The sequence below is a fragment of the Phormidesmis priestleyi ULC007 genome, from assembly GCF_001895925.1.
Taxonomy (GTDB): Bacteria; Cyanobacteriota; Cyanobacteriia; order Leptolyngbyales; family Leptolyngbyaceae; genus Phormidesmis_A; species Phormidesmis_A priestleyi_A.
This window is the reverse complement of sequence record NZ_MPPI01000010.1, coordinates 153640-178412: the sequence shown is the minus strand read 5'-3', so window position 1 is coordinate 178412 and position 24773 is coordinate 153640. Positions and strand designations below refer to the sequence as shown.

Below are 24773 nucleotides of genomic sequence, written 5' to 3'. Positions count from 1 at the left end.
TGGCATAGTGATCCCGATCGCTTTGTCAAAAGACACATTGTAAAACTCATCTTCAAATTTTTCGCACCCGATTATTTTGGTATTTCAAACTACATCAATAAGTTAAAACATCATTAGGAAACTCAGGCAATTCTGGTATCTTCGCTACGAATTGGGTAACAGCAATTCCATAAAATCCTTCATGGATTGGAGATACCAGCATGGATTTTTTGTCTGATACCGTTACGCTTTCACGAATGCAGTTTGCGTTGACTGCCATCTTTCATATTATTTTTCCCATTCTCACTACTGGCATGGGAATTTATTTAGTCGTGATCGAAGGGCTGTGGCTCAAAACCCGCAATCCAGACTATTATCTCCATGCTCGCTTTTGGGCAAAGTTTTATGTGCTCAATTTTGGGGTCGGTGTTGCCACCGGAATTCCTCTAGAGTTTCAGTTCGGGACGAATTGGGCACCCTTCTCTGATGCCGTTGGCAACTTTTTTGGCAGCGTTTTGGGGTTCGAGGCATCTTGGGCGTTTATGCTCGAAGCCGCGTTTCTAGGCATCATGCTGTTTGGCTGGGAGCGCGTCAATCCTGCCATTCACTACATAGCTACAATTCTGGTTGCGATCGGCGCAAACCTGTCAGTCGTCTTTATTTTGACGGCAAACTCTTGGATGGTGACCCCGGCAGGCGGCGATCTGGTAGACGGCAAATTTATGGTGACCGACTATTTTCAGGCGTTGCTCAACCCGTCTGCGTCAACTAGTGTGGCGCATATGTTTTTTGCCACCTTTGAAACTTCGCTGTTTGTGATTGGCGGCATTAGCGCTTGGTATATTTTGAACGATCGTCACGCCGCCTTTTTTGCCAAAACTCTCAAGCTAGTGCTCGCCATCACCCTGATCGTGGCTCCTTTGCAAATCTACGTCGGGCACATCAGCGCCGAATTGGTCTATCGCTATCAGCCCGCAAAACTCGCCGCAATGGAAGCTCAGTGGGAATCCTCACCCGCCGGAAAACCCGCTGACTGGACTTTATTAGCACTTCCCAACAAAAAGACTGAAAAGAATGATTGGGAAATTCGCGTTCCTGGCGCGTTGGGCTACATTCTAGAATTCAAAAAAAATCTGTCAGAACCTGTGCTCGGCTTAAAAGAATGGCCGCCAGAAAACCGTCCTCAAGCCTTGGGATTAATCTACTACTGCTTTCGGATCATGATCGGAATTGGGTTTTTTCTGGCAGGCATGACGCTGATCACCGCCTTGCAGTGGCTACGCGGCAAACTATCGGATGAAAATATCGCCAAACAACGCTGGCTAATGCGCGCCTGGATGTTTTCGGCTCCGCTCGGATATGTCGCCGTCGAAACTGGCTGGATCGTGCGCTGCGCGGGTCGTCAGCCGTGGACGCTCTATAACAAAATTCGCACCGTAGATTCTGCGTCTCATCTACCTGCGACTAACGTTTTAACGTCACTGATTTGTTTTGCGATCGTCTACGCCTTGCTGTTTATGTCTTATCTCTACTTTGGCAGCCGGATTATTCGCAAGGGCCCCAACTTTGAGTTGCCGATTCCAGGAGTCGAGGCCAATCAGCCTGCGATCAACACCACCCCTGGCCAATTTGTCCCCGATGAGCGTCCGATCGAAGCCCAACAGTAGGAAAATCAATGGAAACGCTGAAGTATTTTTTGCCGCAGGTCTGGTTTGGGGTTTTGGGTCTGTTTCTCTTTCTTTATGTCATGCTCGACGGCTTTGATTTAGGAGTCGGCATCTTATCCTTAACTTCCGACGATGAAGAGCGACGCGGACTTTTGATGACCAGCTTAAGCAACATTTGGGACGCAAACGAAACTTGGTTAGTGCTGATGGGCGGCGGACTGTTTGGCGCATTTCCGCGCGCTTATGGCACGATTTTGAGCGCTCTTTACATTCCGATTTTTGTGATGGTGTTTGGGTTTGTCTTTCGCGGGGTGGCGTTTGAATTTCGCGAACAGGCAAACCGCAAATTCTTCTGGAACTTTGCCTTTGGCGCGGGCAGCTTTGCGGCGGCTCTCGGTCAAGGGTTTGCGCTCGGTGCCGTCTTATTTGGCATCAAAGTCGATCAAAAAGGCTACTTCATCGGCGGCACCTGGGATTGGCTCACCTGGCAGTCGGTGCTGGTGGCGCTGACGCTGATTCAGGCTTATGTGTTGATTGGCTCAACTTATCTAATTTGGAAAACTGAAGGAGAACTGCAAACCACTCACTATCAAACTGCCAAGATTTCAGCCTGGACAACGCTAGTCGGGGCAATTTTCATCACGATCAGCACCCCGATCTTTTACGAAAGTGCCCGCACCAAATTGTTTGAGCCACCGCTGCTGTATATTTTCGCCGTGATTCCCTTTTTGGGGATTTTCTTGATTTGGCAGTTGTTGAAAAGCCTCGATCGTCAGCAAGAGCGCGCTCCCTTTATCTGGACGGTTCTCCTATTCGTTCTCACTTTTTTAGGGTTAGCGTTGGTGGTGTTTCCTTACATCATTCCCACTCAGATTACAATCTATGAGGCATCGGCTGATCCCAGTTCGTTAGTGATCATGATCATCTTTGTGGGAACTCTGATTCCAGTCATGTTGTTTTATAATCTCTATTCCTATGTTGTGTTTCGTGGCAAAGTGGCTAGCGGTTCTTATGAATAGGACTTACGCAAACCTCGGAGGTTTTAACCAAGAATCAAGCATCGTGACCGACAGAGTGGCTTAAACCTCCGAGGTTTTGGCAATCTAAGCTGCGCCAGAGATACCACGATGCGATCGTGCGATAGGGTTGCCAAACTGTTCCCAATCGCTCGATCGCTTTTTTATCAGGCAGATCTGCCAACTGATAAGCGCGACGAATGCTCGAACGAATGCCTAAATCATCAACGGGCAAAACATCCCAGCGACGTAGCCGAAAGATCAGCATCATTTGCACCGTCCAGCGTCCAATGCCTTTGACCTGAGTCAAGGTTTGAATGATGGCTTCATCGTCGATCGTCTCTAATTGCGCTAAAGTAGGCAATCCGTTGAGAACGTTCTCTGATAGATCGCGCATATAAAGGACTTTAGAGCGTGAAAGCCCGACTCCGCGCAGGTCTTGATCCGGTGTGTCTAAAATCGCCTGAGCCGTAGGCAACCCTGAATAAAGCGCTAGAAAGCGGCGATGAATGGCGCTTGCTGCCTTGGTTGAAAGCTGCTGAGAAATGATCGATCGCGACAACGAATACAACAAATCTCCGGGTTGCTGCGTTTGATCTAACGTGCAATCACCCACGCGATCGATCACGGCCGCCAGAATTGGATCAGCGTCTTTGAGCTTAGAAACCGCGATCGAATAGTCTAACTTCATGAGCAAAACTGAGAGGCTACACCGCTACCAATTCGTTCTCCACAACTGCCACATTTTCGTAGAGATGAGCCAGCGTTTTCCGTCCCTGTCGGGTCAGTTTGAGATAGTAAATACCTTCTCGAATATAAGGATAGACCACATTGCGATAAAAACTAGGATAGCTCGATCGCAAATCTCTAGGATGCCGATAACCCAACATCTGATTGGTGCCGATTTCTTCAAACTCACAAAACAGGTCAGGCAATTTCTCTAGATAACACGGATCACTCAACTGCCCAATCAAATCAGCCGCTCGCACTAAACCCGGAAAATTTGAGGTGTCTTGATAAAGCGGCTCGTCAGGAAACGGAAACCGGGTTAACTCAATATTCAGCTTGATAGCCTCAACGTCAATGAGCGGATGACCACTCAAATGTTCTTCGATAAATTGCTTGCCACGATCGACGTGATAGGGTGCAAGACCCGCATCAGTTGCGTTGAGTGGTAGATAAGCCGTCTGGCTGCCAATGCCAGTCGCATAGCAACAGCCCTGATCACTAATGCGATCGTGTTGACAAACCCCTCTGACATAGCCCAAGTCATGGCACACCAACGCCAAAATCACCTGCACCCAGTCTTGGCACGAAATGTTTCCTTCAAGCAGATACTTTCCGCGCAACATCTCTTGCCCAGTGGTAGTCACCAAAATCGTGTGTTCAAGATTGTGATAGGGCATATCACTGAGTGCGATCGCGTTGAGCGCTAGGGTCGCAGTCTGACCAATTAAATCGAGATAGTCTGACTGACAGCCCTCATAAATTTGATGACAGACGGCTTGCAAATGCTCAACACAATATCGGATTGTTGCAGATTGAGAGTTAACCATAATCGGGGGCTTATCCACTAACTTGCTTGCACGGAGGGAGCGTTAATCAACAGGAACCCAAAAGGAGCGTTTAATCTAGTTGTTTTGACTTGAAAATGGCGATCGAGCATGACTGATCAGAATCGATCAACTCAGGCACTAAAGACATCACCAATCAAGTAGCGAATATAACTCACGTCTCAACTTAGTAGAAAAATATGCAGAACTTGTGGAGTGACGCAAATTACGGATGTAGTCTAGGCAAAAACTGTACCTATCCCAAGATATAGATTCTTGCCTGTCAAGTTAACGTGAGTTCGATAGAAGTGATTCACTCCGATTATGAATTCGGGAGAGCTACCTAAATCCCCCAATTTTGGGGGATTTTAAACCGGAAATCTTGGCTTGAAGTCCCCCAATTTGGGGAATTTAGGGGGCAGAAGCCGCTGAGAACGAAGTGAAAAAACTCGTCGAACTCACGTCAAGTGAGCAAGACTCGATCGCCACTTGCCGCCTCTGTCTGCTTAAAATTATTGGTTGCCGATCGATACAAGGCTTGCAGGTCAGCACCCTCTGGGGGGTATTCAGCAAAACCTACACTAAACGATACATCAATCGAGTAAGCACCCTCAGATACGACTTGCTCAAGGAGAACTTTTAACACATCGCTCAGTCGTTTGGTCGCGACACAGCGCGGAGTGTTTCCCATGCCGATCGCAAAGGTTTGATCGCCCCAATAGCTAATCACATCGTCTGCCCGAAAATGAGCGCGTAGAAGTGCTTCACACTGATTAATAATTTGGCTCCTGACCTGAACCTTCTGCTGAGGGTGATCTAGCTTCAGAATGGCCAGGCAAAACGATCGCGCCTCTCGTTTGGCAAACTCTAGAGCGCGCTCCAGATCTTGAAGTGACTGAGCACGGAGCGCTGTCTGTTTATCAGCTTTGAGAGTAGCGGTATGGTCTGAATCTTCTGAAGAAAACGAATGCTCCTGAGAGTCATCCTCAGCGTCATCGGCTAATAGTGCAGGGGGCTGCTTTGTGTCCAGAACGTGCAGTTCTTGTCTGAGCGCCTCCACCAGTTGGCAAAACGGTTGAATCTGATCAGACTGCACCCCTAACTCAAGCAGACCTTCAATTTTTTGCGCCAACCGAGAGCCTTCACCTGAGCCAAACATACCGAGTGAACCAGAGAGCTTATGAGCATTTTGCTCGGCGAGCGATCGTAACGCTTGGCTTAGTTGGTTGGTTTGCAGGGCAAGGCTAGCTTGCTCGATCACAGTGGCCCGCTGGCTGAGTTGGTCTCGAATGTCTCGCCAAATCTCATCGACACTTGCCTCAATTTGAGCCGCAAAAGTCTGTGAATCGAACGATTTAAGGTCTGGCAGAATTAGTTCTTCGGCTTTTCGGAGACGATAACCGATGCCATAAACGGTCTCGATCGGGTCGCCTTTCACCCCAGCTAGTTTAATTTTATGCCGCAACCCCTTGACATGAGAGCGAATCGTTTCTTCAACAGGAGGCGTTTCTAGCGACCAGAGATGATCGATTAAGGCACTCAAACTATAGATGCGTTGAGGGTTTCGGAGCAGCAATTCGAGCAGGCTGTATTCTTTTGGCGTTAAGCGAAGCGGTTGAGTTTCACAGGTGACTTCGCAAGTGCTGGGGTTGAGATGAAGATTTCCCCAGGTTAACAAAGGTGGCAACACAGATCCGCCTCGGCGCAACAGCGCTCGAATGCGGGCTAATAGCTCCGGCAAATCAAACGGTTTAGCCACATAGTCATCTGCCCCCGCGTCTAACCCTTTGATCTTGTGGGTGCTGCTGTCTTGAGCGGTCAATAACAAAATTAGCGTTTGGTTGCCCTGCGATCGTAAGCGCTGACAAAAACTAATGCCGTCTAATTGTGGAAGCAGCACATCGAGCAAAATCAAGTCATAGCTAAACGATTCTGCGAGTTCCCAACCCCTCAAACCATCACTGGCGAGATCTACCACATAGTGTTGGCTGCTTAAAGCTTTGGCAAGGGGAATTGCAATAAGCTGATCGTCTTCGACTAAGAGAATCCGCATGGCGTGAATGATTCTGTAGGAAGAAGGGTTTGCACCCAGAGACTACTGATATCAAAATGTGTCTAAAAAGCAACTCAACAGGAACCCTGACCATTAGTGTAAGGGAAATTACGGATTAAGTAAATCTTGGGAATATCAGGAATGAGCGCAGACGTGCCTGTGTTGATGACCACGATCGGGCTTGCACCTCTCGATCACCACCCCTGAGCGTTCGTAGAGCGGTAAACGATGCCTCGGCACCGACGATCGTCACACCCGCCGACTCTAAACGAGTTTTAACGCCTTGATGAAAGCTGTCTCGAATGCCGCGAACTCGCTGCATCACGGTCAAAAAATCCACACTAATTTCAGCCTGAATTCCTAGCTTCTCTGCCTGTCGCGCTCGGCCTGCTGCATGAGCCGCCGCCAAAAATGCCTTAGAGGGCGTGCAGCCATAGTTGATGCAGCTTCCGCCCAAAACATCACGCTCAAAGATCACGACCTTACGCTCTGCGGTTGCATAATCGCTGGCAAGCGGAGTGCCGCCCTGACCACTGCCGATCACCATTAAATCTGCGGTCTCCATGCGGCGCGTGACCTCCTGAGAAGAATGGAGTGGATTCAAAAACGGTTGCCTAACGATCGCCCCCAATCTTCTAGCCTGCGATCGCTCCTAATCCTTGCAGCAATGGCATCCAGTTCACCCCATTGCGAGTTTCTAAAATCTGCCCATTGGCAACGCGATAAATGCTGATGCCCTCTAGCTTGAGTGACTTGTTTGTTGCCGGAACGCCCGCAAACTCGCCCGTGTGGGTCAGGGTTCCTGTCCATCGGGCAATCACTTGATCGCCAGTGGCAATCAGATCGTCGATCGTAAAGTGAGTATCGCTAAACACGGCACCCGCCCCCCGAAAGTCTTGCTTTGCCCCTTCGCGTCCTCGCCCTGGCGGATTGTGACCATAATCTACATAATCAGGAGACACTATTTCGTCAATGACTTCTTCACGTTTTTGATTAAACACTTCTTCATAAAATCGGCGCACGACGGCTTTATTTTCTGCTTCGGTTGACATGGTTAATTTCCTGGAATGCTTGCCAAAGCGAATGCTATTGAGATTGGCATCGATGTTCATCCTTCTTAAGAAGTAATTGCGGCGGCATCCGATCGCTGCCCCAACTGAAGCGCATAGAGATTCGCGTAGACTCCTTGTTGGGCAATGAGTTCAGCGTGAGTGCCATGTTCTACGATCGCGCCTTGCTGAATCACCAACACCTGATCGGCTTGAGTCACCGTGCTGAGACGGTGAGCAATCACAAAACTGGTGCGCCCTTTTAGGAGTCGAGCGATCGCAGATTGCACTAAGGCTTCTGTGCGCGTGTCAATGCTGCTGGTCGCTTCGTCAAGAATCAGAATCCGGGGATTAATCAACACGGCGCGCGCGATGCTAATCAGTTGCCGCTGACCCTGGCTGAGAGTCGCGCCTCGTTCACCCAAAAGCGTTGCATAACCTTGAGGAAGGGTGGTAATAAACTCGTGGACGTTTGCCACCTGAGCCGCTGCTTCAATTTCAACATGAGTGGCTTGAGGATTGCCAAACGCAATGTTTTCGGCAACACTGCCACTAAATAAAACGGTGTCTTGCAAAACGATGCCAATCTGACGGCGCAAACTGGCTTGAGTCACCTTGCGGATGTCTATCCCATCAATTTTAACGGCTCCGCCAGTCACATCATAAAAGCGCAAAATCAGGTTAATGATCGTGCTTTTTCCGGCTCCGGTGGGCCCGACGAGAGCGATCATCTGCCCTGGCTTTGCGTGAAGAGAAACGCTATTTAAGACGCGCTGATTAGCTGTGTATCCAAAGGTTACAGACTCAAAGGTGACTTCTCCCCGCATCGGTGGCATCTCGATCGCGTCGATCGCGTCTTGAAGTTGCGATGGCTCATCGAGGAGTAAGAAAATCCGCTCTAACCCGGCAAACGCAGACTGTGCTTGGGTATAGAACTGGCTCAGAATCTGAATGGGTCGAAAAAACTGCTGGACGTAGAGCAAAAATGCTGTCACAACCCCGACTGTAGCGGCTCCGGTAACGGCAAGATAGCCTCCATAAGCTAACACACCCGCAGTTGCTAGCGTGTTTAGAAAATCGATCGAAGGTAGAAATGCTGCGGTGATTGCAACTGCTTGAATATTTGCATCGCGATTGGCAGCGTTGAGATGTTCAAATTCTTCAATGTTGAGAGAAACGCGATTAAATGCCTGAGCCTCTCGGACACTGCCAATATCTTCTTCTAGCTTAGTAGACAAATCTCCGATCGTTTGTCGCGTCACTCGAAATCGCTTTCTCGCCCATCGTGCAAATAGTCCAGTTGTAAAAATCATCAACGGAACAACTAAATTGCTTAACAGTCCCAATTGCAGATTAATAAACAACATTGCAATGACAATACCAACTATGCTAAACAAGTTACCTAACATCTGAGCGATCGTTTGCCCAAATGCTTGATTAACGGTACTGACATCATTGAGCAAACGGCTCATCAAATCTCCGGCTTCACTCTGATCGAAGAAGCTCAATGGCAAACTTTGAATTTTGACAAAGATATCTTGCCGCAGTTGAGCCAGCAATCGCTGCATAATCCAACCAACGCGCAAAATCTGACCTCGAATTGCCTGTACGCCCAGCAGGTAGATCAGTGCCAAAACGCCCAGCATTTGCAGAAGTCCGCTCAGGTTGCCTTGAATGATTAAATGGTCGATCGACCAACCGATTAAAAAGGGCCCGATCGCTTGGGTGGCTGCCCCGATCGAGACTAGCCCCAGAGCGATCGGAATCTCTTTGCGATAGGGTTCCAAATATTGCAAAAAGCGTTTCAGCGTTGAGCGCGGTCGATGTGCTTTTTCGGTAGGTGCGGCAATAGAACCTCGCATATATTCTCCTCGATCGGGCGTTTGTTTCTCTAAGGATAATTGTGATCATGCCAGAAAAGATGCTTTCTAGTGCAGCGATCAGATGCTCAACGCTGGTTAACGACCCAGGTTGTAAAATCTTGATGTCGTTGCTCAAGCAAAGTCCATGCGCGTCCCTCAAATTCGAGACTTCTTAATCGTGATCCTGTTGGCTAGCAGTTTTCTAAACGCCAAACCTCTGCTGGCGTTCACCTCGGTTCAATATCGTGAGCGCGGCATTCAATATCGAGATCAAGGGCGATTTGAGGAAGCGATCGCCGCATTTCAAAAAGCGGTTGAGCTTGAGCCAAACAATACCAAAGGTCGCGTGAGTTTAGGATGGACGCTGCATTTAGCAAAGCAAGACCGATTGGCGGCAGAAACTCTAGAACAGGCGATTTCACTCAACCCCTTTGAAGTCGAGACTTCTAACGCCTTGGGAATCGTCTATCTGGTGAGCGATCGCTTGACAGACGCAGTAATGGTACACACTTGGGCAACCCTACTTGCGCCAGAGAATGAGATCGCTCACTACAATCTCAGTTTGGCGTTTTGGCGATTAGCTGCCTACGATTCGGCGATCGCGTCTGCAAAATGGGCAGCGAAACTAGAGCCGAATAATCCTCATCCTTGGGTGGCACTGGCGATCGCATACTGGAACAACAAAGAACAATCGCTGGCTAAACAGGCTTATCAGCAGGCGATCGCGCAGGATGGTAGATATCACGATCGGGCTTTTTTAGATAATCTGGACGAAGCGGGATTCAGTTCGAGTCAAATTAAAGTGTCTGGGCAAGTTCTTGAAGCGTTGTAGTGGGGCGATCGTATCTAAAACTTAGTTTAAACTTAGTTTAAACCTTCAGGGTTGACGAGCCAACGACCAAACTCACCCGTCGTAAATAACTTAGAATATCTCAACAGATAACCTCTCAAGGGTCGGCTCCAACAAGTCGTTTTACCGCGTAGCACAGAGGTACTTTTACCCTTCGCGCTCACTTTCATACTGGAAGGGCAGGGCAACTCTGCTATGAAAGCTATGGTATCGCCTGGAAAAATGTTCCAGGTAAGGACTAGCTAAAACTGTTCTTCGTGTAACTACACCGAGTTCAATTTGACGGTATAGAGTCGCCGCATCTATACCGAAAACTTTTTTGAAATCAGCAGTGAGTTCAGGCAAACCTTCCTGCTCTATCTCACATTCAGCAAGAATTTTCTCAAAGAAGTAGAACCTTTCATGACGATGAGAGACTACTAGCTTCCACGCTGCACTATTCATATCATCTGCTGTATCTCTGATTTCTCTTGCAGTTGCAATTTCACACAAAATGACTGAGTTTAAGAGTTTCGATGGCTGACTACTTGCAGTTTGCCTAGCTCTGTAGTCCCAATCAAGATCACAATCTTGAGTGACTACAATTGCGTAAGGGTGAAGAACAGCATCAAAAGATAACTCTTGCTCTTTCTGTAATAGCTCACTAACAACAGGCTTGTATTGAATTACACCTGTCAAGATTTCCCCTTGCCTTAGCGAGGAACTTTTATGTGATAGTTGGTAGATAGCCCGTTCTTCCATGCAATAACTTACAAAACAATCTAAGGTTCCAAAACAATGGGTGGTCTAACTTGTGTGGCTCTCAACTTACCTCGGATACTACTTGCAGGAATCGTAGGTATACTGGCTTGAGGCAGACGATTCTTATGGAAGCGAGAAATTCCCCCTAACTCCTCACAAGCTTCTTCTAAGGCAGCTTCTGGGAGGTCTTGAATAATAAGCAAGCATTTCAGCAACAATACCAACCTGCCCGACGACAAACGATACGCATCAGTTCTAAAGGATAAAGACGCATCAGACATTATTAAATCAAAAGAAGGATATTGAATTGTGATAGGTTTTCCACTTTCTCTATCAAAAACTGTGTTGTTGAGGGCAACGCCGGATGAAGTCTGGCTATGCTTATACTGAGTCAACTGATTGGGGTTGCATGGCGTTATGGAGAGCATCTGTAATGCTCCACCTAAAGAGCCTTCCGGCAGATTGGTTGAACTGATTGAGTACGTTCCAGACATCTCCATTTCCCTCTATTTTTTGTTCTGTGTAAAAATCAGCATCAAATAAGTAGGCAATCTCATCACTGGTTTCCTGTAACTCTTTCACAGCAACAAGTCCATGAGTTAAATTAATTTGTCCATTTTCTGTCTTTAAAATTAGGTTTTTTACTACTGTCTGAATTGAAGAAGAAAGTTCTGGATCATACAGCTCTGAAGCAATATGTTTAGCAATTAACTCTGACCAGCTCTTATCCTCGATTCCAAGTTTTGAACGAACAATTAAGTCCTGATACCGTAGACCCACCCTTGTATAAAAAGACGGCTTATATATACGTTCAAAAATCGTTAAAGCTTCTTCAAGACGTTGCTTAAATTGCTCGTATCGCTCATATGAAGAAGTAGTTAGAGCAATAAAATCTTTAGTAATAGATAGATTCCATCTTTGATCTTCTGACTTAAAGCTATAGGCAACGTCATTTTGCAGCGGCAAGCCGAATTGTTGAACAATCTTTGAGATTTCTGATGGAACTTGCGCTCTGGTCGTCTCAAAAAGTGGGTAGTGAAACCTAATCTCATCCTGAAACTCAACTGGCTCTTGATGAGAGATCTTGAGTATGGGCGGAAAGCGAAATTGACAGACAACCTCTATAAGAGGGTTGCGCTTGTAAATTACACGCTCAAACTCTGGCAAATTCATCAAAATCTACTTTTTATCCTAGGGCTACCACTATAGCTCTAGGATAAATTACTGAGCTACCTCTCTACCAGAAGTTTCAATAACTTTTTACTGAGACGTGATCTAATCTAACGACAACAGCCCCGCCAATACCTTTAGAGACCCGTCTTACCGATAGCCTCCAGGTCATTGCCCCAACCAACAGCTTAAGCGGCACAACTTCTTTTCAGAGAGAAAGATTTTGCCCATCATCCTGGATCAGGTGGATCGGCAAGAAAACTGTCCGCATATCCTCAGATTGAGTTCGACTTGGCAGCCCACAGGTTCCCTGCACCAGAGTTATTTACCCTAGCATTGCCCGTGCTTTGATTGCTACACTCAATTTTCGATGCGATCGCCCTGAGCATTGCAGTAGCTAGACAGTGTTTTCCTTCAGCCTGAGCAGTTTGCATCTAAGCTAGTCTTTTAACCTACGATCGTCAAGCAAAATTCAGAATGAGAAGTTTTTCGGAATCCACTTAGCAACACCTAACGGCTCAAATCAGCGGTGGTAGATAACCTTAAACTCAGCACCAGAGGCTTTCAACCGTCTGCTGCATTTGAGTTGCTAGACTGTGCCAAGCTAACAACTGAAGTCGTCAGGTGTACCATGATAATATCAGACAAATCGTTTTGACCTTAAGGAAAATGGGACTACAGATCTCAATTTCTGACTCTATTGTGCAAGCTCTTCGCTTACCAGAACCGCGTATTGAGCAGGAATTACGTCGAGAATTAGCCATTGCGCTCTATACACAAGACATTCTCTCCTTTGGTAAAGCACGAGAATTAGCTGAGATGGATAAATACGAGTTTGGGCAACTGCTGGCTCTTCGTGGAGTAGTACGGCATTACGGTTTTACAGAATTAGATGATGATTTAAGCTATGCCCGTAGTGAGTAACACTTCGCCAATTCTCAATCTGGCGATCGTGAATCAGCTTATCCTCTTGCATCAGCAGTTTGGTGAAATTCTGGTTCCAAATGCTGTGTTAGATGAGTTGAAAGTTAGTGAAGAGCGATCGGGTTCTCAAGCAATTCGTGACGCAATTTCATCGGGTTAGATTCAGGGTCAAGAGGTAAGTAACGAACCCCTTGCTCAACTTTTGAAGCAGACACTGGATCGAGGAGAAGCTGAAGCGATCGCCCTTGCCATTGAGCTTAAGGCAGATTGGACGCTTCTGGATGAGCGTGAAGGCAGAAAAGTTGCCAAGTCTCTGGGATTGAAAGTAACGGGAGTTTTAGGAATTTTGCTTCGGGCTAAACAGCTAGGTGAGATCGAATCATTACAGCTTGTTATTGACGACTTGATAAACAAAGCTGGATTTCGGATTGCACCAGAATTATTGACTCAAATTCTGACGCAGTAGAACGTTACTGGTACAGTGGATTGCTGACTTCATAGTTCATCAAAACCTATTTCCCTAGTCTTACCATTCATGGAATCACTGAGAGCTTTTTCTGCAAGCTCGTCTAACTTCATACTCTGCGGTCGGGATAATAGTTGCTGCCATTTTATTTCATTTTCAACATCTTCGATTAATTGTTCAGCAAGTTCATCTTGCAAATAATCCGGTAAATCCCGTGCTTTTCTGAAAGCTTCTGTCAATAAATTAGTCATATATTTTAGTGTGTTTTAGCAATTTCTTTTCATTAGAATAGCATTTTGAATTAACTGCTCGTTATTTCGTTTTTATGTAGCTAGACAGCGTTTTTCTCAGCCTGGGCAGCTTACATTTGAGAGATTCTGACTTACGATCGTCCAGCAATCAGAATGAGGAGTCTTAATGTCTTCGGGTCAATTTGAGTATCGCATTCCAGCAGATTATACCGAAGTGCAGCAGTTCGGACAGGTTTTGGCACAATGCTTTAACAGTCCGCCCAATGATGAATCGGTTTACCTCAACCGAATCGGGAGCGAGAACGTTCGGATTCTCTACGATCGCGGGCGAGTGATTGGCGGGTTGGGGCTGCTGCAAATGGGGCAGTGGTACGGTGCGGCGTGTGTGCCAATGGTTGGCATTGCAGCAGTGGGAATTGCGCCCGACTATCGAGGCAAAGGGGCAGCAATCGCCCTGATGCAAAACATGCTGCAAGAACTTCACGCTCAAGGAAGGCCGCTTTCAGTTTTGTATTCGGCGGCTCAACCTCTCTACCGCAAAGCCGGGTATGAACAAGCCGGAACCCTTTGCACCTGGAAGATTGCCACCAGCAGCATTGAGCTTCGAGACGATTCAATGCCGATCGAGCCAATCTCGCTTGACCCGACTGAATTTGCCGCCCTTTATCAACAGCAAGCCCAACAAATTAACGGCTTTCTCGATCGCAATTCTGCGATTTGGCAAGGGCTGTTAGAATCTCGAAAAGACATTCCTCCTTATGCTTATCGACTGGGGACAGCCGCCCAGCCAGAAGGCTACATCATTTTTCAGCAGCAGTGTGAAGGCGATCGCTGGCGGCTGGTGGTGAAAGATTGGGTGTTGCTAACGCCTGCTGCGGTCAGACGATTTTGGTCTTTTATGGCGGCTCATCGTTCTCAAATTGAGACAATTCAGTGGCGAAGCGCTGCGATCGACACGTTAACCCTGTTTCTGCCAGAGCAAAACAATGTCAAAATTCGATCGCTGACTCGCTGGATGCTGCGAATTGTCAATGTTCGGCAAGCTCTTGAAGCCCGCAAATATCCAGCAGGCATCGCAGCAGAATTGCATTTTGAGATTCAAGACCCGTTACTGCCTGCCAATGGGGGAAAATTAATTCTGACCGTTGCCAATGGCGTTGGAACTGTGACCGATGGAGGGCGAGGAGACTTGCAGATTGAGGTCAGCAGCTTATCACCGCTTTACACTGGGTTGTTTTCTCCTCGTCAGTTACAGGGGTGCGATCGCTTAACAGCAACCGATTCTGCTTTGACGATCGCCACCCAACTATTTGCAGGATCGCCTCCCTGGATGCCTGATCATTTTTAGTTCTGGCTAGATGCCACTTTGCAAGCAGCGTCTGCACCTGACTCAGGCGGCAACAGCGCGACGACATGAGGAACCGGACGAGGTATGTAACTCATCATCGACTCACCTTGATAGGCAAGAGAGGCGCTGGCTCCCGAATCGAGCATGATCGCATCTCGCAATCCAGCTCGACTAAGCACTTCTCCAAACTTTACCGAGTTGACATAATCACCCGATACGCCGACTACCGGACGGTTTGCCCAGTCGATGCCCCAAAAGGCCCGATCGCGCTCCGCATCAAATCCATACAGTTTGCCAAAGCTTTGAGCGTCTTGAGGCAGACCGTCTTTGACCAGCCAAGCCGCCGCAACAAAAGCATCAGTTAGCCCAGGTAAGTCACTCTCCATGCCAGCCTGGGTGTTGTGCCGACTGGGATCAAAGGGAACAAACCGCACCGTGCTGGCGTTGATCAGCACCAAGGGTCGTCCTTGAATCAGAGGCAGTTCTTTAGGATTTCCGGGAATGAATTTGCCTGTGGTTTGACTGAAAATTGGGCCAATCATTTGATTAGAATCGAGAGATTTGAGCGAGAAAAAAGTCCCGTCAACCGCTGCGATCGCCCTCGTTTTAGCGATAATTTCAGGAACTTGATAGCGCTTGTCTGCGTGAATGGTGATCGGTTTGCCGCCAGACGCAAAAATTAACGGCACCTTACTGACTGTCGTGCGAGTCAGTTGAACGGGCGCATAAAAGTTTGATGAATCGCCCAAAAAGCTGAGAGCCGGCCCGCCATCAGCTTTTTCGATTACCTCTGCTAATTGAGACTGACCGATGCGATCGATCGTCAACAAATTCTCTGAATCTTCAGCAAATCGAGTTTCTTCATCATTCATCGTCCAGGCGGCTTCATATCCAGCTTGCTGAATTCCTTGCTGAACGCGATCGTCATTCTTGCCAGAAGGATAAACAAAATACTTAATCGATTGACTGAGTTCTGTTTCTAAAATGCGCTTCGACTCGACAAATTCCTGCTGAAGCTGCGCGTCTGTAGACTCTCTCAAATCGAGAGGATGAGTGAGACTATGAGACGCGATCGTCACTAATGGATCGGCTGCCATTTCTCGAAGTTGTGCCCAGCTAATGCTCGATCGCCCTTTTGTCGTGCCCATTTTAGATGGGTAAATGGCAAACGCACCGGGATATCCATACTTCTTTAATAGGGGATACACAAATCGATAATGTCCTTGATAGCCATCGTCAAAGGTCAGCACGATCGGCTTTTTGGGCAACGGAATTCCGGTCTTGAGATGTTCGACTAACTGATCTAAACTAATCGGCGTGAGGCCATTTTTTTGAATTAATTGCAGCGCTGCCTCAAACTCTTCGGGCGTGACATCAAAGAAAACTTTTTTCTCGGCAATGATGTCGTGATACATGACCACGGGAACTTTTGCCAATCGTGCCCGCCCATGAATTTGAGGGAACGGTGGGGCAGCGGTCGTATCTTTCCAAGCTGGGGCGATCGCTTCTAATTGACCGCTCACGTTTGCATCTCGAACCGAGTGATTTGCTCCACCAAGCGCCGCAGGGTTGCCCATAGAGGTCGAAGCTTGATATCCGATCGAGTTGCCTTGGCGACACAAAGGAGTCAAAGAAATATCAAAATTGGAGAGAATCGGCGAAAATCTCTTCGCAGCCAGCAGACCTACTCCTGCGGGGTTAATCAGTGATAGTTTGGGCAGCATCCCATTTGAGGTAGAAACGACGAGTGAAAGCGTCAAAACAAATAAAGGCAGGCTGATCAGCATGAAGCGGTTAAGCCTGGACTTTAGATACCCGCGTTTCAGCAGACTGAGAAATTTAGTCCAGTGGGATAGCTTCATAAATCAACGTTAGCAGCAACTCTGTTGCTAGATCTAACCGATTTTGCGGCAATCTCAAGGTGTTATGGATCACATCCCCTAAATCTCTCAATCAGCGACTGAGAGAAAGAGCTTTATTTCCTGATCATGGACTCAATCTCCTGTATTGATATTGATGTGTTGGACTGATCGGGAAGCTCAACCACAATCAAATAGCCCGAAAAATTCTGTCCACCAGCGGCGGTTAGGGCACTCAAGATCTTGGGCATATCGGCTTGCTGAAGTCGTCCCGTTTGATCATAGAGTTCTAGAGCAGAAAGACAGCCGATCGTCGGATTCCAACCCGCACTGTCTGGGTAGCGGCTGTTATTTGTGAAAAAGGTTGGCGCTTCCCCACTTCCATGCACTCGGAATAGCCCTCGACCCGCTTTCCCTGCCCAATAGCTCTGCTGCATCGAAAAATCGTTACGCCAAGCAGGAGGCAGCAGTGACTGATAGGCAGACAACCCACTGATTTGACCCGGACGATTGGGCAAAAATGCTTTCACTCCAGGCTCAAACGGAGTGAACAGCTTGACTAACGAAAAGGTGCCATAGGCTCTAAAAAACTCGGTATCGGGTTGAGGAACACTGCCCTCTAAGCGATAGATCCCCTGCGGGGTTTGCCCACGAGTGAAGACGCTGGATAAGCCATGCAGCGATCGCGTCAGCAAGGGCACTGACCACAACTGACCGTTTTGACGAACAAACTCACCCTGGCGATCTTTTAAAATCGTTTGACAGAGAACGCCGCGATCGGGTCGGCAAATCACATACATCTGAAGCTGACCAGGGGCAATTGTCCAGGTCAACAGATCCTTTAAAGGCGGTGTGACACGGGGACGATCAAGACTCTCGATCGTTTGCAGCGTCGTGAATAGAGCCGGGTGATTGCGCCATTGAGGAAAGCGTTGCTGAATGAGATCGCGCCACTGCGATCGCGTCTCGGAATCAGCACCGCCTTGCACCAATGCCGAAACTGCCATGGCAACCCACTCTGCATCAGAACTGCGCTCAAGGGTTTGTAAAAACTGCTGCTTGACACCCTCATATTGAGCAGGATTGCTGAGATAAAGCTGCGTTCCGACCTGCATTGCCATTTCAAGGGTTCGTCCTTGAGCGCTGGAGAGGTTACGGTGAGTAGTCAACGAGAGAATTTGAGCGATCGCCGCATCAACTGACGCAAGCTGAGGTTCTGTGATCGCAGTTGACCAGAGCAAATTGCGCCAATAGCGTTCGTTAGCGTCGTTGACCGGGTAGCGGCTGAGATCGTAGCGATCGGGGCGCGTTTGGTTCACCTGCTGTTCGCGCTGTTTAGCTCTGGCTGCGGCAGTAGCTTGAGGAATGGTTGTTTGCGATCGGGCAGGAAGCGCGAGAAAAACTCCTCCAACGATCAGTAGGCTAGTTGCCCGCAGCAAGAGTTTCCAGGTTTTTTGTAGTAACGTTTTTTGCGCGTTCATGTTGGTATCAAATCTTCGCGTTTAATTTCCAGCACTCAGTTGGCTGCGGCTTGTTAGTAGACGATCGCGTAGTTCAACCGGATTGAATCAAGTTTAGGGCTAGGTTGGGACAGTATAACTCAGGCGTTTGAAGCACTCCTTTTCCTCTGTTTGTCAAGAAATGTATCTGACATTAAAGACGAGTATCTAGCTCGAAAGATAATCAACTACTGTAAGCAGCTTTCTCAGACATCACTTCTCCCGACAGAACTAGGTTTCTGAGGTGAGTATAAAGATTGTTTAATTTTTGTAACACTTTATGATAGTTTGAGACTGGAGGTAGAACCGTAGTCCGAGGATGTCTTGCTTCACCTTTGGTCAGTTGAAAACTTAATGAGGTAGCCCTTCGTATGGCCATTACTATTGATTCCGCTCGTGGTATTTTCCCTGGCACCCTGTCGGCTGATGCTGTGCCAGCACTGACCGCACGATTTAACCAACTCAGCGCCGAAGATCAACTGGCGTGGACATGGTTTGCTTTCTTGGAAATGGGCAAAACAATCACGGTTGCGGCTCCAGGTGCAGCCAGTATGCAGTTTGCTGAAGGAGTTTTGAACCAAGTCAAGAAGATGACCTTTGATGAGCAGACTCAAGTCATGTGTGATCTGGCAAACCACGCTGACACGCCGCTCTGCCGTACTTATGCTACCTGGTCGCCCAACATCAAGCTAGGATTTTGGGATCAGCTTGGAAAATGGATGGAGCAGGGCGTTGTCGCGCCGATTCCGGTTGGCTACAAACTTTCAGCCAACGCCAATGCTGTTTTAGAAACTCTCAAAACCCTAGATCAAGGACAACAGATCACGGTTCTGCGGAACTCTGTTGTAGACATGGGGTTTGATGCTGGTAAACTCGGCGGCTACACCAGAGTTTCTGAGCCTGTTGTCGCGCCTAGAGAGCTGTCTCAGCGCACTCAAGTCACCATTCAAGGTCTCGACAACCCGACCGTGTTGAGCTACATGAACAACTTGAATGCCAATGACTTTGACGAACTGATCAAACTGTTTTTGGCAGATGGTGCGTTGCAGCCTCCCTTCCAGAGACCGATCGTGGGCAAAGATGCGATCATGCGGTTCTTCAAAGAAGAATGCCAGAACCTCAGTTTGCTGCCAGAGCGAGGTGTCGCTGAACCCGCAGACGATGGCTACACTCAGGTGAAAGTCACGGGCAAGGTTCAGACTCCCTGGTTTGGCGCAGCCGTTGGCATGAATATGGCTTGGCGGTTTTTGATCAACCCCGAAGGCAAAATCTTCTTCGTAGCCATTGACTTGTTAGCGTCTCCTAAAGAGCTTTTGAATCTAGTTCGTTAGGAAGCGTGGGACGAAGCGATCGCTGATGATCTCGGTGAGCGCTCTCTTAATCAGGAGCGCTCTCTTATTCTGAGCAAACGGAACAATCTTAATCAACTAACTACCGCGAAATTTTAGATTGAATCATGCAAGTGAGTGAAGCTGAGTGGACTGATGTTGAGAAGAAGGTAGCTCGAACTGCCTTTGATAAAGCTTATGAGCGAGAGATTGAGGCTTTGCTGAAACAGGTTCGAGAGCAAGCAAGCACGATCGTAGACCTGAGTAATCTCTGGCAGTTACACGATTTCTTGAGTGCTAAACGCTATGGAATCGAGGGCAAGTACGACTACCAATACGCTGGTTTGCTCTTTGTCTTTGCTGGGTTGGTCAAGGAAGGCTGGCTGCATCTGAACGAATTGGAAGGGTTGGATAAAGGCAAGCTGTCCAAAGTTGCTGCCTTATCACGGATGTAGTTTGATGACACTCGGTCTTTTTTTTCAGCGCTTTTCGGCAGCAGTGTGGAGGCGATCGCTAGTTTGCTTTTACTCGCTGGTAGGCAAAAGCTGTCATTTTCGCTACCTCAGTCTGATGTCTTAAATAGTAGGCAACTACCGAATAAATATCGGAAATCTGAAGTAAGGGATAATGTTCCCCAATTTCTGCTGCTGCCCCTTCAAGAAAAGCTGCAACAACTGTATCCAAAGTGATGCGCTCTAGCAATGCGAACAACCCCCTTTGCATCAGCTACAAGTGGAATCGTCTCAACGGTAGGGACAAGCAGCATTTTGAGATCAAGATGGTTCTAGTTTTGTCTCTACTATAAGCCCAAGCTGAATCAGTCGTCACATTTTTAGATTTTTCAGCGTGTATATCGAGCGTCATTTTGAACAAACCGAAACACAACCAATAAGACAGCCACCACCAGTAGCGGTTTTCAGCTTTTTTGTAATAACGTTTTTAACTGCGCGTCCATTGTGTTTATAGGCGAAACTAGCGATTAAACTAAGCTCTACGCCCGCAGCAATTAGGCAGTTTGAAGTGTACTAGGCTCAGGGATAGGTTCACCTTCCGTTTGCCAAGCTTCCAAGTATATTTCAATGACTTCTTCACCATTACGAATTGCTTGCTCACGAGTCATGCCATGAGTGCAAGGCATCACGACACGATCGGCAAACTCTGGAATCGTAACCAAGAAAAGCTGATCTTCGTTTGACCACTGAACAACCATACTGTACTTATTCATGAGTCCTTATTTTTCTCGTGTGCTTTACTGCTTCAACTCCTTTGATTAGCTGGTAGTTGCACTGACGATCGCTTCATCTGTGATTCTAAAATCGCACCATAAAGCGGACTCGTTGCCATCAATTCATCGTGGGTGCCTTGGGCAACCAATCGCCCTTTATCCATCAACAAAATGCGATCGGCGTTTTGAACCGTGCTAATGCGTTGAGCGATCACAAAAGCAGTGCAAGTTTTGCGACGCATCAAATCATCTAGCGCGGCTTGAATCTGAGATGCCGTTTGAGCATCGACCGCCGAAGTGCTGTCATCTAAAATTAGGATTCGATAATCGGTTAACAAGGTTCGTGCGATCGCGATCCGCTGCTTTTGTCCGCCTGACAAACCGACTCCTCGCTCTCCAACTAGGGTGTCATAGCCATCGGGCAACTCACTGATAAAGTCGTGAATTTGTGCCGTTTTTGCCACCTCAATCACCCGATCGAGCGACGCATCAGAATCCGCATAGGCAATGTTTTCGCGAATGGTGCCACTAAACAACGTCGTGGATTGAAAGACAATGCCAATCCGCGATCGTAAACTGGCTAACGTAAAATCTCGCACGTCTCGCCCATCAATCCGCACTGAGCCTGACCTGACATCATAAAAGCGCGGAATCAGATTCATAATGGTGCTTTTGCCAGAACCTGTCATGCCGAGAATGGCAATCAGTTCGTTGGGCTTGGTTTCAAACGAAACTTCTTTGAGCGCTTCGATCGTCGCACCCGGATATCGAAATGAGACATTCTCGAAGGTGATTCTGCCGCCACATTGCTCAAACGGGATTGCACCGCGACGATCGCGAATATCAATTTCAGTGTCTACGACTTCATAGACTCGTTTGGCAGAAGCAGCGGCTTGCGCGATCGCGGGTGCCGCAAATCCAATTAGCAAAATTGGCTGAAGAATAAACAAAAGATAGGAGTTAAACGCGACTAGCTCTCCGATCGAAAAGCGTTGATTAATCACTTCTGCTCCACCATATCCGACGACTGCCAGCGTGATTAAATTACTCAATAAAAAGATGATTGGAAATGTGCCGCGAATGGCGCGAATCGTTTTCATGTTCGCAGTCACCAGCTCATTGTTTAGCATTGTGTAGCGCGATAGCTCTGTCGATTCGCGCACAAACGCTTTGACGACTCGCACCCCTTGCAAATTTTCTTGCAGCACTGCATTTAAGTCACCTAACTGTTCTTGCACTTGCCCAAACAAGGTGCTGTTTTTGCTAAAAAATTGTGCCAGCAGCCAGCCCGCGATCGGCACTACTGTCAGCGTAATCAGCGCTAATCGCCAATTCATCACGAGCAAAATTGTAGAGATCGTCACTAAAGTCACGATCGCGCCCAGAACTTGAATAAAACTGGTGCCCACAAAGGTGCGAATTTGTTCGATATCACTGGTGACGCGGGTGAGCAATTGCGAGGTTTGCGCCTGGTCGTGATAGCTAAAGCTGAGATTTTGAATTTTGCTAAAAATCTGATTGCGTAACTGGTAGGCAACGCCTTGCGACGCGGCTTCTGCCCAAAAACTCTGCCCAAAGTTAAACAAGCCCCGCGCGATCGCCGCGACGACCATCCAGCCTGCACTTTGCAGTGCGATCGACAGGTTTTTTGGAGTGATGCCCTGGTCAATGCCCCAGCGAAAGAGTTGCGGAGTGATGGCGTTGGCAACCGTCAGCAGCAGCAGACTCACGAAAGCGCCGATCGCTGCAAATCGATAGTCTTTTAAGCTCTTTAAGACGCGACGCAGTGAGACCATAGGCGCATCTTCGGGTCTGGGTGAATTATTCATAGCGGGGCAGTTTTAGGATCGTGGATTAAATCATATCGGTTATTTGCAATGGTAACGGGCGGCAGTGCCATGCCCTTACACAAATTCCGGCTTTATCTAATTCCCAATCCTTATAACCTGGAACCTGGCTTCTCGATCGCGATCAGTTTTGCAATTTATCTAACATGGGTTATGGTCTATTGAAATGGCTGCTGAAATGGGTGAAGTTGCCTAACGGCTTATTTTGCTCACAAACTGCTGCCAAACGCTCGATTTCTTAATCACTTGTGGCGTTTCAGGAGGCTTCGGTTCGTGAAGATAACGGTAGTGTTCCCAAATCTGCCAGTAGGGGCAACCGGGCTGAATGCGAATTCCCGCCCAGTGTAAATATTGCAGGGGTTGGTCAACGCTGGGGTCGATCAGGCAATCGCCATCTACTACAAAATGTGAACTGCCTGCCCAGTTACCCGGTGCGCCATTGGGTCTGCGAATGATATTAAACCGACGAGCAATGCGCTTGAGAATCATGTAGTTGATGATAGGCTGATCTGAGGTTTTTTGAGAAAAGTCAAAATATTCAGGGTGAGCCGCGCATTCTGCAAATGTATCGTAGAGATCTTGTTCAGAAATCAAGCCTTTCTTAGATGCCCAAAAGCCACCATTAAAAATATCTTTAAGTTCGTTTTCGGTGAAGAGATTATCTTCAACAACTTTAGGAGTAAATACGTTTTTGATGCCACCTAAATGCTGATAATCACAAGAGAGAAAATCGTATTCAGAGAAGTAATTTAAGTTGTCAATCAGTTTTTCAAAAACAACTATATCGGTGTCGATATACAGGAACTCGTCAAACTCACCGAACCAACAAGCTTGCTTACGAAATTGATTGGGTCGCGCAAAAAAATCACCGCCAAAGATCTCGTGTAATCGATTCGATAAGCGATCGATAAACTCCAAATCCTCATATACGCGCACTCCATGTCGTTCTTTGAGAATCGCTGCAACCTGGTGATAATTGTCATCATAGGGAATGAGCACGATCGGGATTTCTAAATCATGAACCCGAATGCTGTTAACCAACGCGATCGCGTGGTCGGTTACTTTGTCATTTGCAGTAATATAAATGCCGCGGCTCATAATGAAATTCCTTGTCTTGCTAACTGAAGTTTTTGAAGAATTCGATTGATGAAACGATTGGTTAAGGCAGGTCGATTCTCAGGTTCATGCAGATAGCGGTAATGCAAAAAGATGTCTTGATAGGGAAAGTCGATCGTTTTTCCTGCACAAAGTTGGCTAAATAAACTAGATGCCAATCCAATGTAATGCAGATAAGTTAGCCGATTGCCTTGATCGTAGAGCAAATGATCGCGTTCTTTAAAGTGCAGCGATGTGACACAACAACCCGTGCTTTGATCAGCAGGTAACTCTAAAGCAAAGTTATAAATTGAGCGGTTTGAGCGCATCATCATATAGTTCACGATCGTTTGGTCTGGAGCTTTTGAATAGAGAAGCTCAACTTCTCCATGAGATAGGTTTTTGAGCAGTCGATCGAGATCTTCTTGGCTAAATATTCCCCGTTTTGACCCATATAGACCAGCGCAAAAAATTTCGGAACTAATACGATCGCGCGTGAAGGTTTCTAACAGCTTCTCAGACCCTACGTTATAGACATGGGTTGGATCTTTGTACTGAAAATCATACACAACACAATCGGATTGACTGAGTTGGTTAAAAATCGGTTCCAGTGAGTTTAAAACTAGAATATCTGCATCTAAATAAATAAAGTTTTCAAACATGCCTTCAAAAGCACAAAAACGGCGATGCATTCCCATGCGATAAACCTCTAGCACACCATTTTTTCGCCAGGTGTCTTTGATGATTGGATGAGTTTCCCAAACTTCTCTCACAAAGGTTTCCCATCGATCGATGCACGCTTGATCTTCAAATAGAAAAACGTTTTCTCGTGTTTGAATCTCTTGACGAATTTTATCTAACCGATCGTCATAAGGGAGAATGCAGACTGGAAATAAATCTCCTGCATTGACTTCGATGCTGTTTAGCAGCGCCACAAGCTGATCATAAACCACATCATTAGCGAGAATATAAATACCGTTTTTCATTATCG

At 47.3% G+C, this 24773-nt stretch carries 25 protein-coding genes; 9 read left to right on the top strand and 16 right to left on the bottom strand.

Annotated features, from left to right (window positions below; translation table 11 throughout):
- Window positions 1–200: 200 nt before the first annotated feature.
- Complete coding sequence (locus BRW63_RS11395) at window positions 201–1646, top strand: cytochrome ubiquinol oxidase subunit I (RefSeq protein WP_073071192.1); 1446 nt, start codon at window positions 201–203, stop codon at window positions 1644–1646.
- Between the two features lie 8 nt (window positions 1647–1654).
- Window positions 1655–2665: a cytochrome d ubiquinol oxidase subunit II gene (locus BRW63_RS11390; protein ID WP_073071190.1), complete on the top strand. Its 1011-nt coding sequence runs from the start codon at window positions 1655–1657 to the stop codon at window positions 2663–2665.
- 34 nt (window positions 2666–2699) lie between these two features.
- Here BRW63_RS11390 and BRW63_RS11385 read toward each other — a convergent pair whose 3' ends face one another.
- From BRW63_RS11385 to BRW63_RS11360, 6 genes are all read right to left on the bottom strand, one after another.
- Window positions 2700–3353: a DNA-3-methyladenine glycosylase family protein gene (locus tag BRW63_RS11385; RefSeq protein ID WP_073071188.1), complete on the bottom strand. Its 654-nt coding sequence runs from the start codon at window positions 3351–3353 to the stop codon at window positions 2700–2702.
- Between the two features lie 16 nt (window positions 3354–3369).
- On the bottom strand, window positions 3370–4218 hold the full coding sequence (locus BRW63_RS11380; RefSeq protein ID WP_073071187.1) for a metal-dependent phosphohydrolase: 849 nt from the start codon (window positions 4216–4218) through the stop codon (window positions 3370–3372).
- Window positions 4219–4678: 460 nt separating this feature from the next.
- Complete coding sequence (locus BRW63_RS11375; RefSeq protein ID WP_073071186.1) at window positions 4679–6268, bottom strand: response regulator; 1590 nt, start codon at window positions 6266–6268, stop codon at window positions 4679–4681.
- Window positions 6269–6383: 115 nt separating this feature from the next.
- Entirely contained in the window at window positions 6384–6872 is a 489-nt protein-coding gene (locus tag BRW63_RS11370; protein ID WP_223257357.1) for an FAD-dependent oxidoreductase, read from the bottom strand.
- A 31-nt stretch (window positions 6873–6903) separates the two neighbouring features.
- Window positions 6904–7320, bottom strand: coding sequence for an ester cyclase (locus tag BRW63_RS11365; RefSeq protein WP_073071238.1), 417 nt, complete (start codon window positions 7318–7320; stop codon window positions 6904–6906).
- Between the two features lie 65 nt (window positions 7321–7385).
- Entirely contained in the window at window positions 7386–9179 is a 1794-nt protein-coding gene (locus BRW63_RS11360) for an ABC transporter ATP-binding protein (protein WP_073071185.1), read from the bottom strand.
- A 145-nt stretch (window positions 9180–9324) separates the two neighbouring features.
- Here BRW63_RS11360 and BRW63_RS11355 point away from each other — a divergent pair, with 145 nt between their 5' ends.
- Window positions 9325–10011, top strand: a complete 687-nt coding sequence (locus tag BRW63_RS11355; protein ID WP_073071183.1) for a tetratricopeptide repeat protein — start codon at window positions 9325–9327, stop codon at window positions 10009–10011.
- Between the two features lie 165 nt (window positions 10012–10176).
- Here BRW63_RS11355 and BRW63_RS11350 read toward each other — a convergent pair whose 3' ends face one another.
- Together BRW63_RS11350 and BRW63_RS11340 are read right to left on the bottom strand one after the other, a co-directional pair.
- Window positions 10177–10770 (bottom strand): hypothetical protein, encoded by a 594-nt coding sequence (locus BRW63_RS11350; RefSeq protein WP_073071182.1) that lies wholly within the window; start codon window positions 10768–10770, stop codon window positions 10177–10179.
- Between the two features lie 381 nt (window positions 10771–11151).
- Entirely contained in the window at window positions 11152–11943 is a 792-nt protein-coding gene (locus BRW63_RS11340; RefSeq protein ID WP_073071180.1) for a TIGR04255 family protein, read from the bottom strand.
- Window positions 11944–12609: 666 nt separating this feature from the next.
- Between BRW63_RS11340 and BRW63_RS11335 the strand changes: the two genes are divergently transcribed.
- Genes BRW63_RS11335 through BRW63_RS28880 form a run of 3 tightly spaced genes read left to right on the top strand, consistent with a single transcriptional unit; the run spans window position 12610 to window position 13330 of the window.
- Window positions 12610–12864, top strand: a complete 255-nt coding sequence (locus tag BRW63_RS11335; protein ID WP_073071178.1) for a UPF0175 family protein — start codon at window positions 12610–12612, stop codon at window positions 12862–12864.
- Window positions 12857–13024 (top strand): hypothetical protein, encoded by a 168-nt coding sequence (locus BRW63_RS28885; RefSeq protein WP_223257356.1) that lies wholly within the window; start codon window positions 12857–12859, stop codon window positions 13022–13024. Before BRW63_RS11335 ends, BRW63_RS28885 begins: the two co-directional genes overlap by 8 nt.
- Before the next feature lie 42 nt (window positions 13025–13066).
- Window positions 13067–13330, top strand: coding sequence for a DUF3368 domain-containing protein (locus tag BRW63_RS28880; RefSeq protein ID WP_223257355.1), 264 nt, complete (start codon window positions 13067–13069; stop codon window positions 13328–13330).
- 29 nt (window positions 13331–13359) lie between these two features.
- Here the strand turns inward: BRW63_RS28880 and BRW63_RS11325 are convergent, their stop codons facing one another.
- Window positions 13360–13581: a hypothetical protein gene (locus BRW63_RS11325; RefSeq protein ID WP_073071176.1), complete on the bottom strand. Its 222-nt coding sequence runs from the start codon at window positions 13579–13581 to the stop codon at window positions 13360–13362.
- 166 nt (window positions 13582–13747) lie between these two features.
- On the opposite strand from BRW63_RS11325, the gene BRW63_RS11320 reads away from it, so the two are divergent.
- Window positions 13748–14929, top strand: coding sequence for a GNAT family N-acetyltransferase (locus tag BRW63_RS11320; protein ID WP_073071174.1), 1182 nt, complete (start codon window positions 13748–13750; stop codon window positions 14927–14929).
- On the opposite strand, the gene BRW63_RS11315 is transcribed toward BRW63_RS11320, so the two are convergent.
- Both BRW63_RS11315 and BRW63_RS11310 read right to left on the bottom strand, forming a co-directional pair.
- Entirely contained in the window at window positions 14926–16791 is a 1866-nt protein-coding gene (locus tag BRW63_RS11315; protein WP_073071173.1) for a polysaccharide deacetylase family protein, read from the bottom strand. The two genes, BRW63_RS11320 and BRW63_RS11315, sit on opposite strands and share 4 nt — an antisense overlap.
- Window positions 16792–16904: 113 nt before the next feature.
- Complete coding sequence (locus BRW63_RS11310) at window positions 16905–18269, bottom strand: hypothetical protein (protein ID WP_223257354.1); 1365 nt, start codon at window positions 18267–18269, stop codon at window positions 16905–16907.
- Between the two features lie 389 nt (window positions 18270–18658).
- Here BRW63_RS11310 and BRW63_RS11305 point away from each other — a divergent pair, with 389 nt between their 5' ends.
- The gene (locus BRW63_RS11305) at window positions 18659–19618 is read left to right on the top strand and encodes an orange carotenoid-binding protein (protein WP_073071171.1); all 960 of its coding nucleotides are present in this window, start codon (window positions 18659–18661) and stop codon (window positions 19616–19618) included.
- Window positions 19619–19743: 125 nt separating this feature from the next.
- Window positions 19744–20070, top strand: coding sequence for a hypothetical protein (locus BRW63_RS11300; protein ID WP_073071169.1), 327 nt, complete (start codon window positions 19744–19746; stop codon window positions 20068–20070).
- 58 nt (window positions 20071–20128) lie between these two features.
- Here the strand turns inward: BRW63_RS11300 and BRW63_RS28875 are convergent, their stop codons facing one another.
- From BRW63_RS28875 to BRW63_RS11275, 5 genes are all read right to left on the bottom strand, one after another.
- Window positions 20129–20299, bottom strand: a complete 171-nt coding sequence (locus tag BRW63_RS28875) for a DUF433 domain-containing protein (protein WP_223257353.1) — start codon at window positions 20297–20299, stop codon at window positions 20129–20131.
- A 322-nt stretch (window positions 20300–20621) separates the two neighbouring features.
- Window positions 20622–20840, bottom strand: coding sequence for a type II toxin-antitoxin system HicB family antitoxin (locus tag BRW63_RS11290; protein WP_073071166.1), 219 nt, complete (start codon window positions 20838–20840; stop codon window positions 20622–20624).
- Window positions 20841–20872: 32 nt separating this feature from the next.
- The gene (locus BRW63_RS11285) at window positions 20873–22669 is read right to left on the bottom strand and encodes an ABC transporter ATP-binding protein (protein ID WP_073071164.1); all 1797 of its coding nucleotides are present in this window, start codon (window positions 22667–22669) and stop codon (window positions 20873–20875) included.
- Between the two features lie 210 nt (window positions 22670–22879).
- Complete coding sequence (locus BRW63_RS11280) at window positions 22880–23785, bottom strand: Npun_R2821/Npun_R2822 family protein (RefSeq protein WP_073071162.1); 906 nt, start codon at window positions 23783–23785, stop codon at window positions 22880–22882.
- Complete coding sequence (locus tag BRW63_RS11275) at window positions 23782–24768, bottom strand: Npun_R2821/Npun_R2822 family protein (RefSeq protein WP_073071160.1); 987 nt, start codon at window positions 24766–24768, stop codon at window positions 23782–23784. Before BRW63_RS11275 ends, BRW63_RS11280 begins: the two co-directional genes overlap by 4 nt.
- Window positions 24769–24773 lie beyond the last annotated feature (5 nt).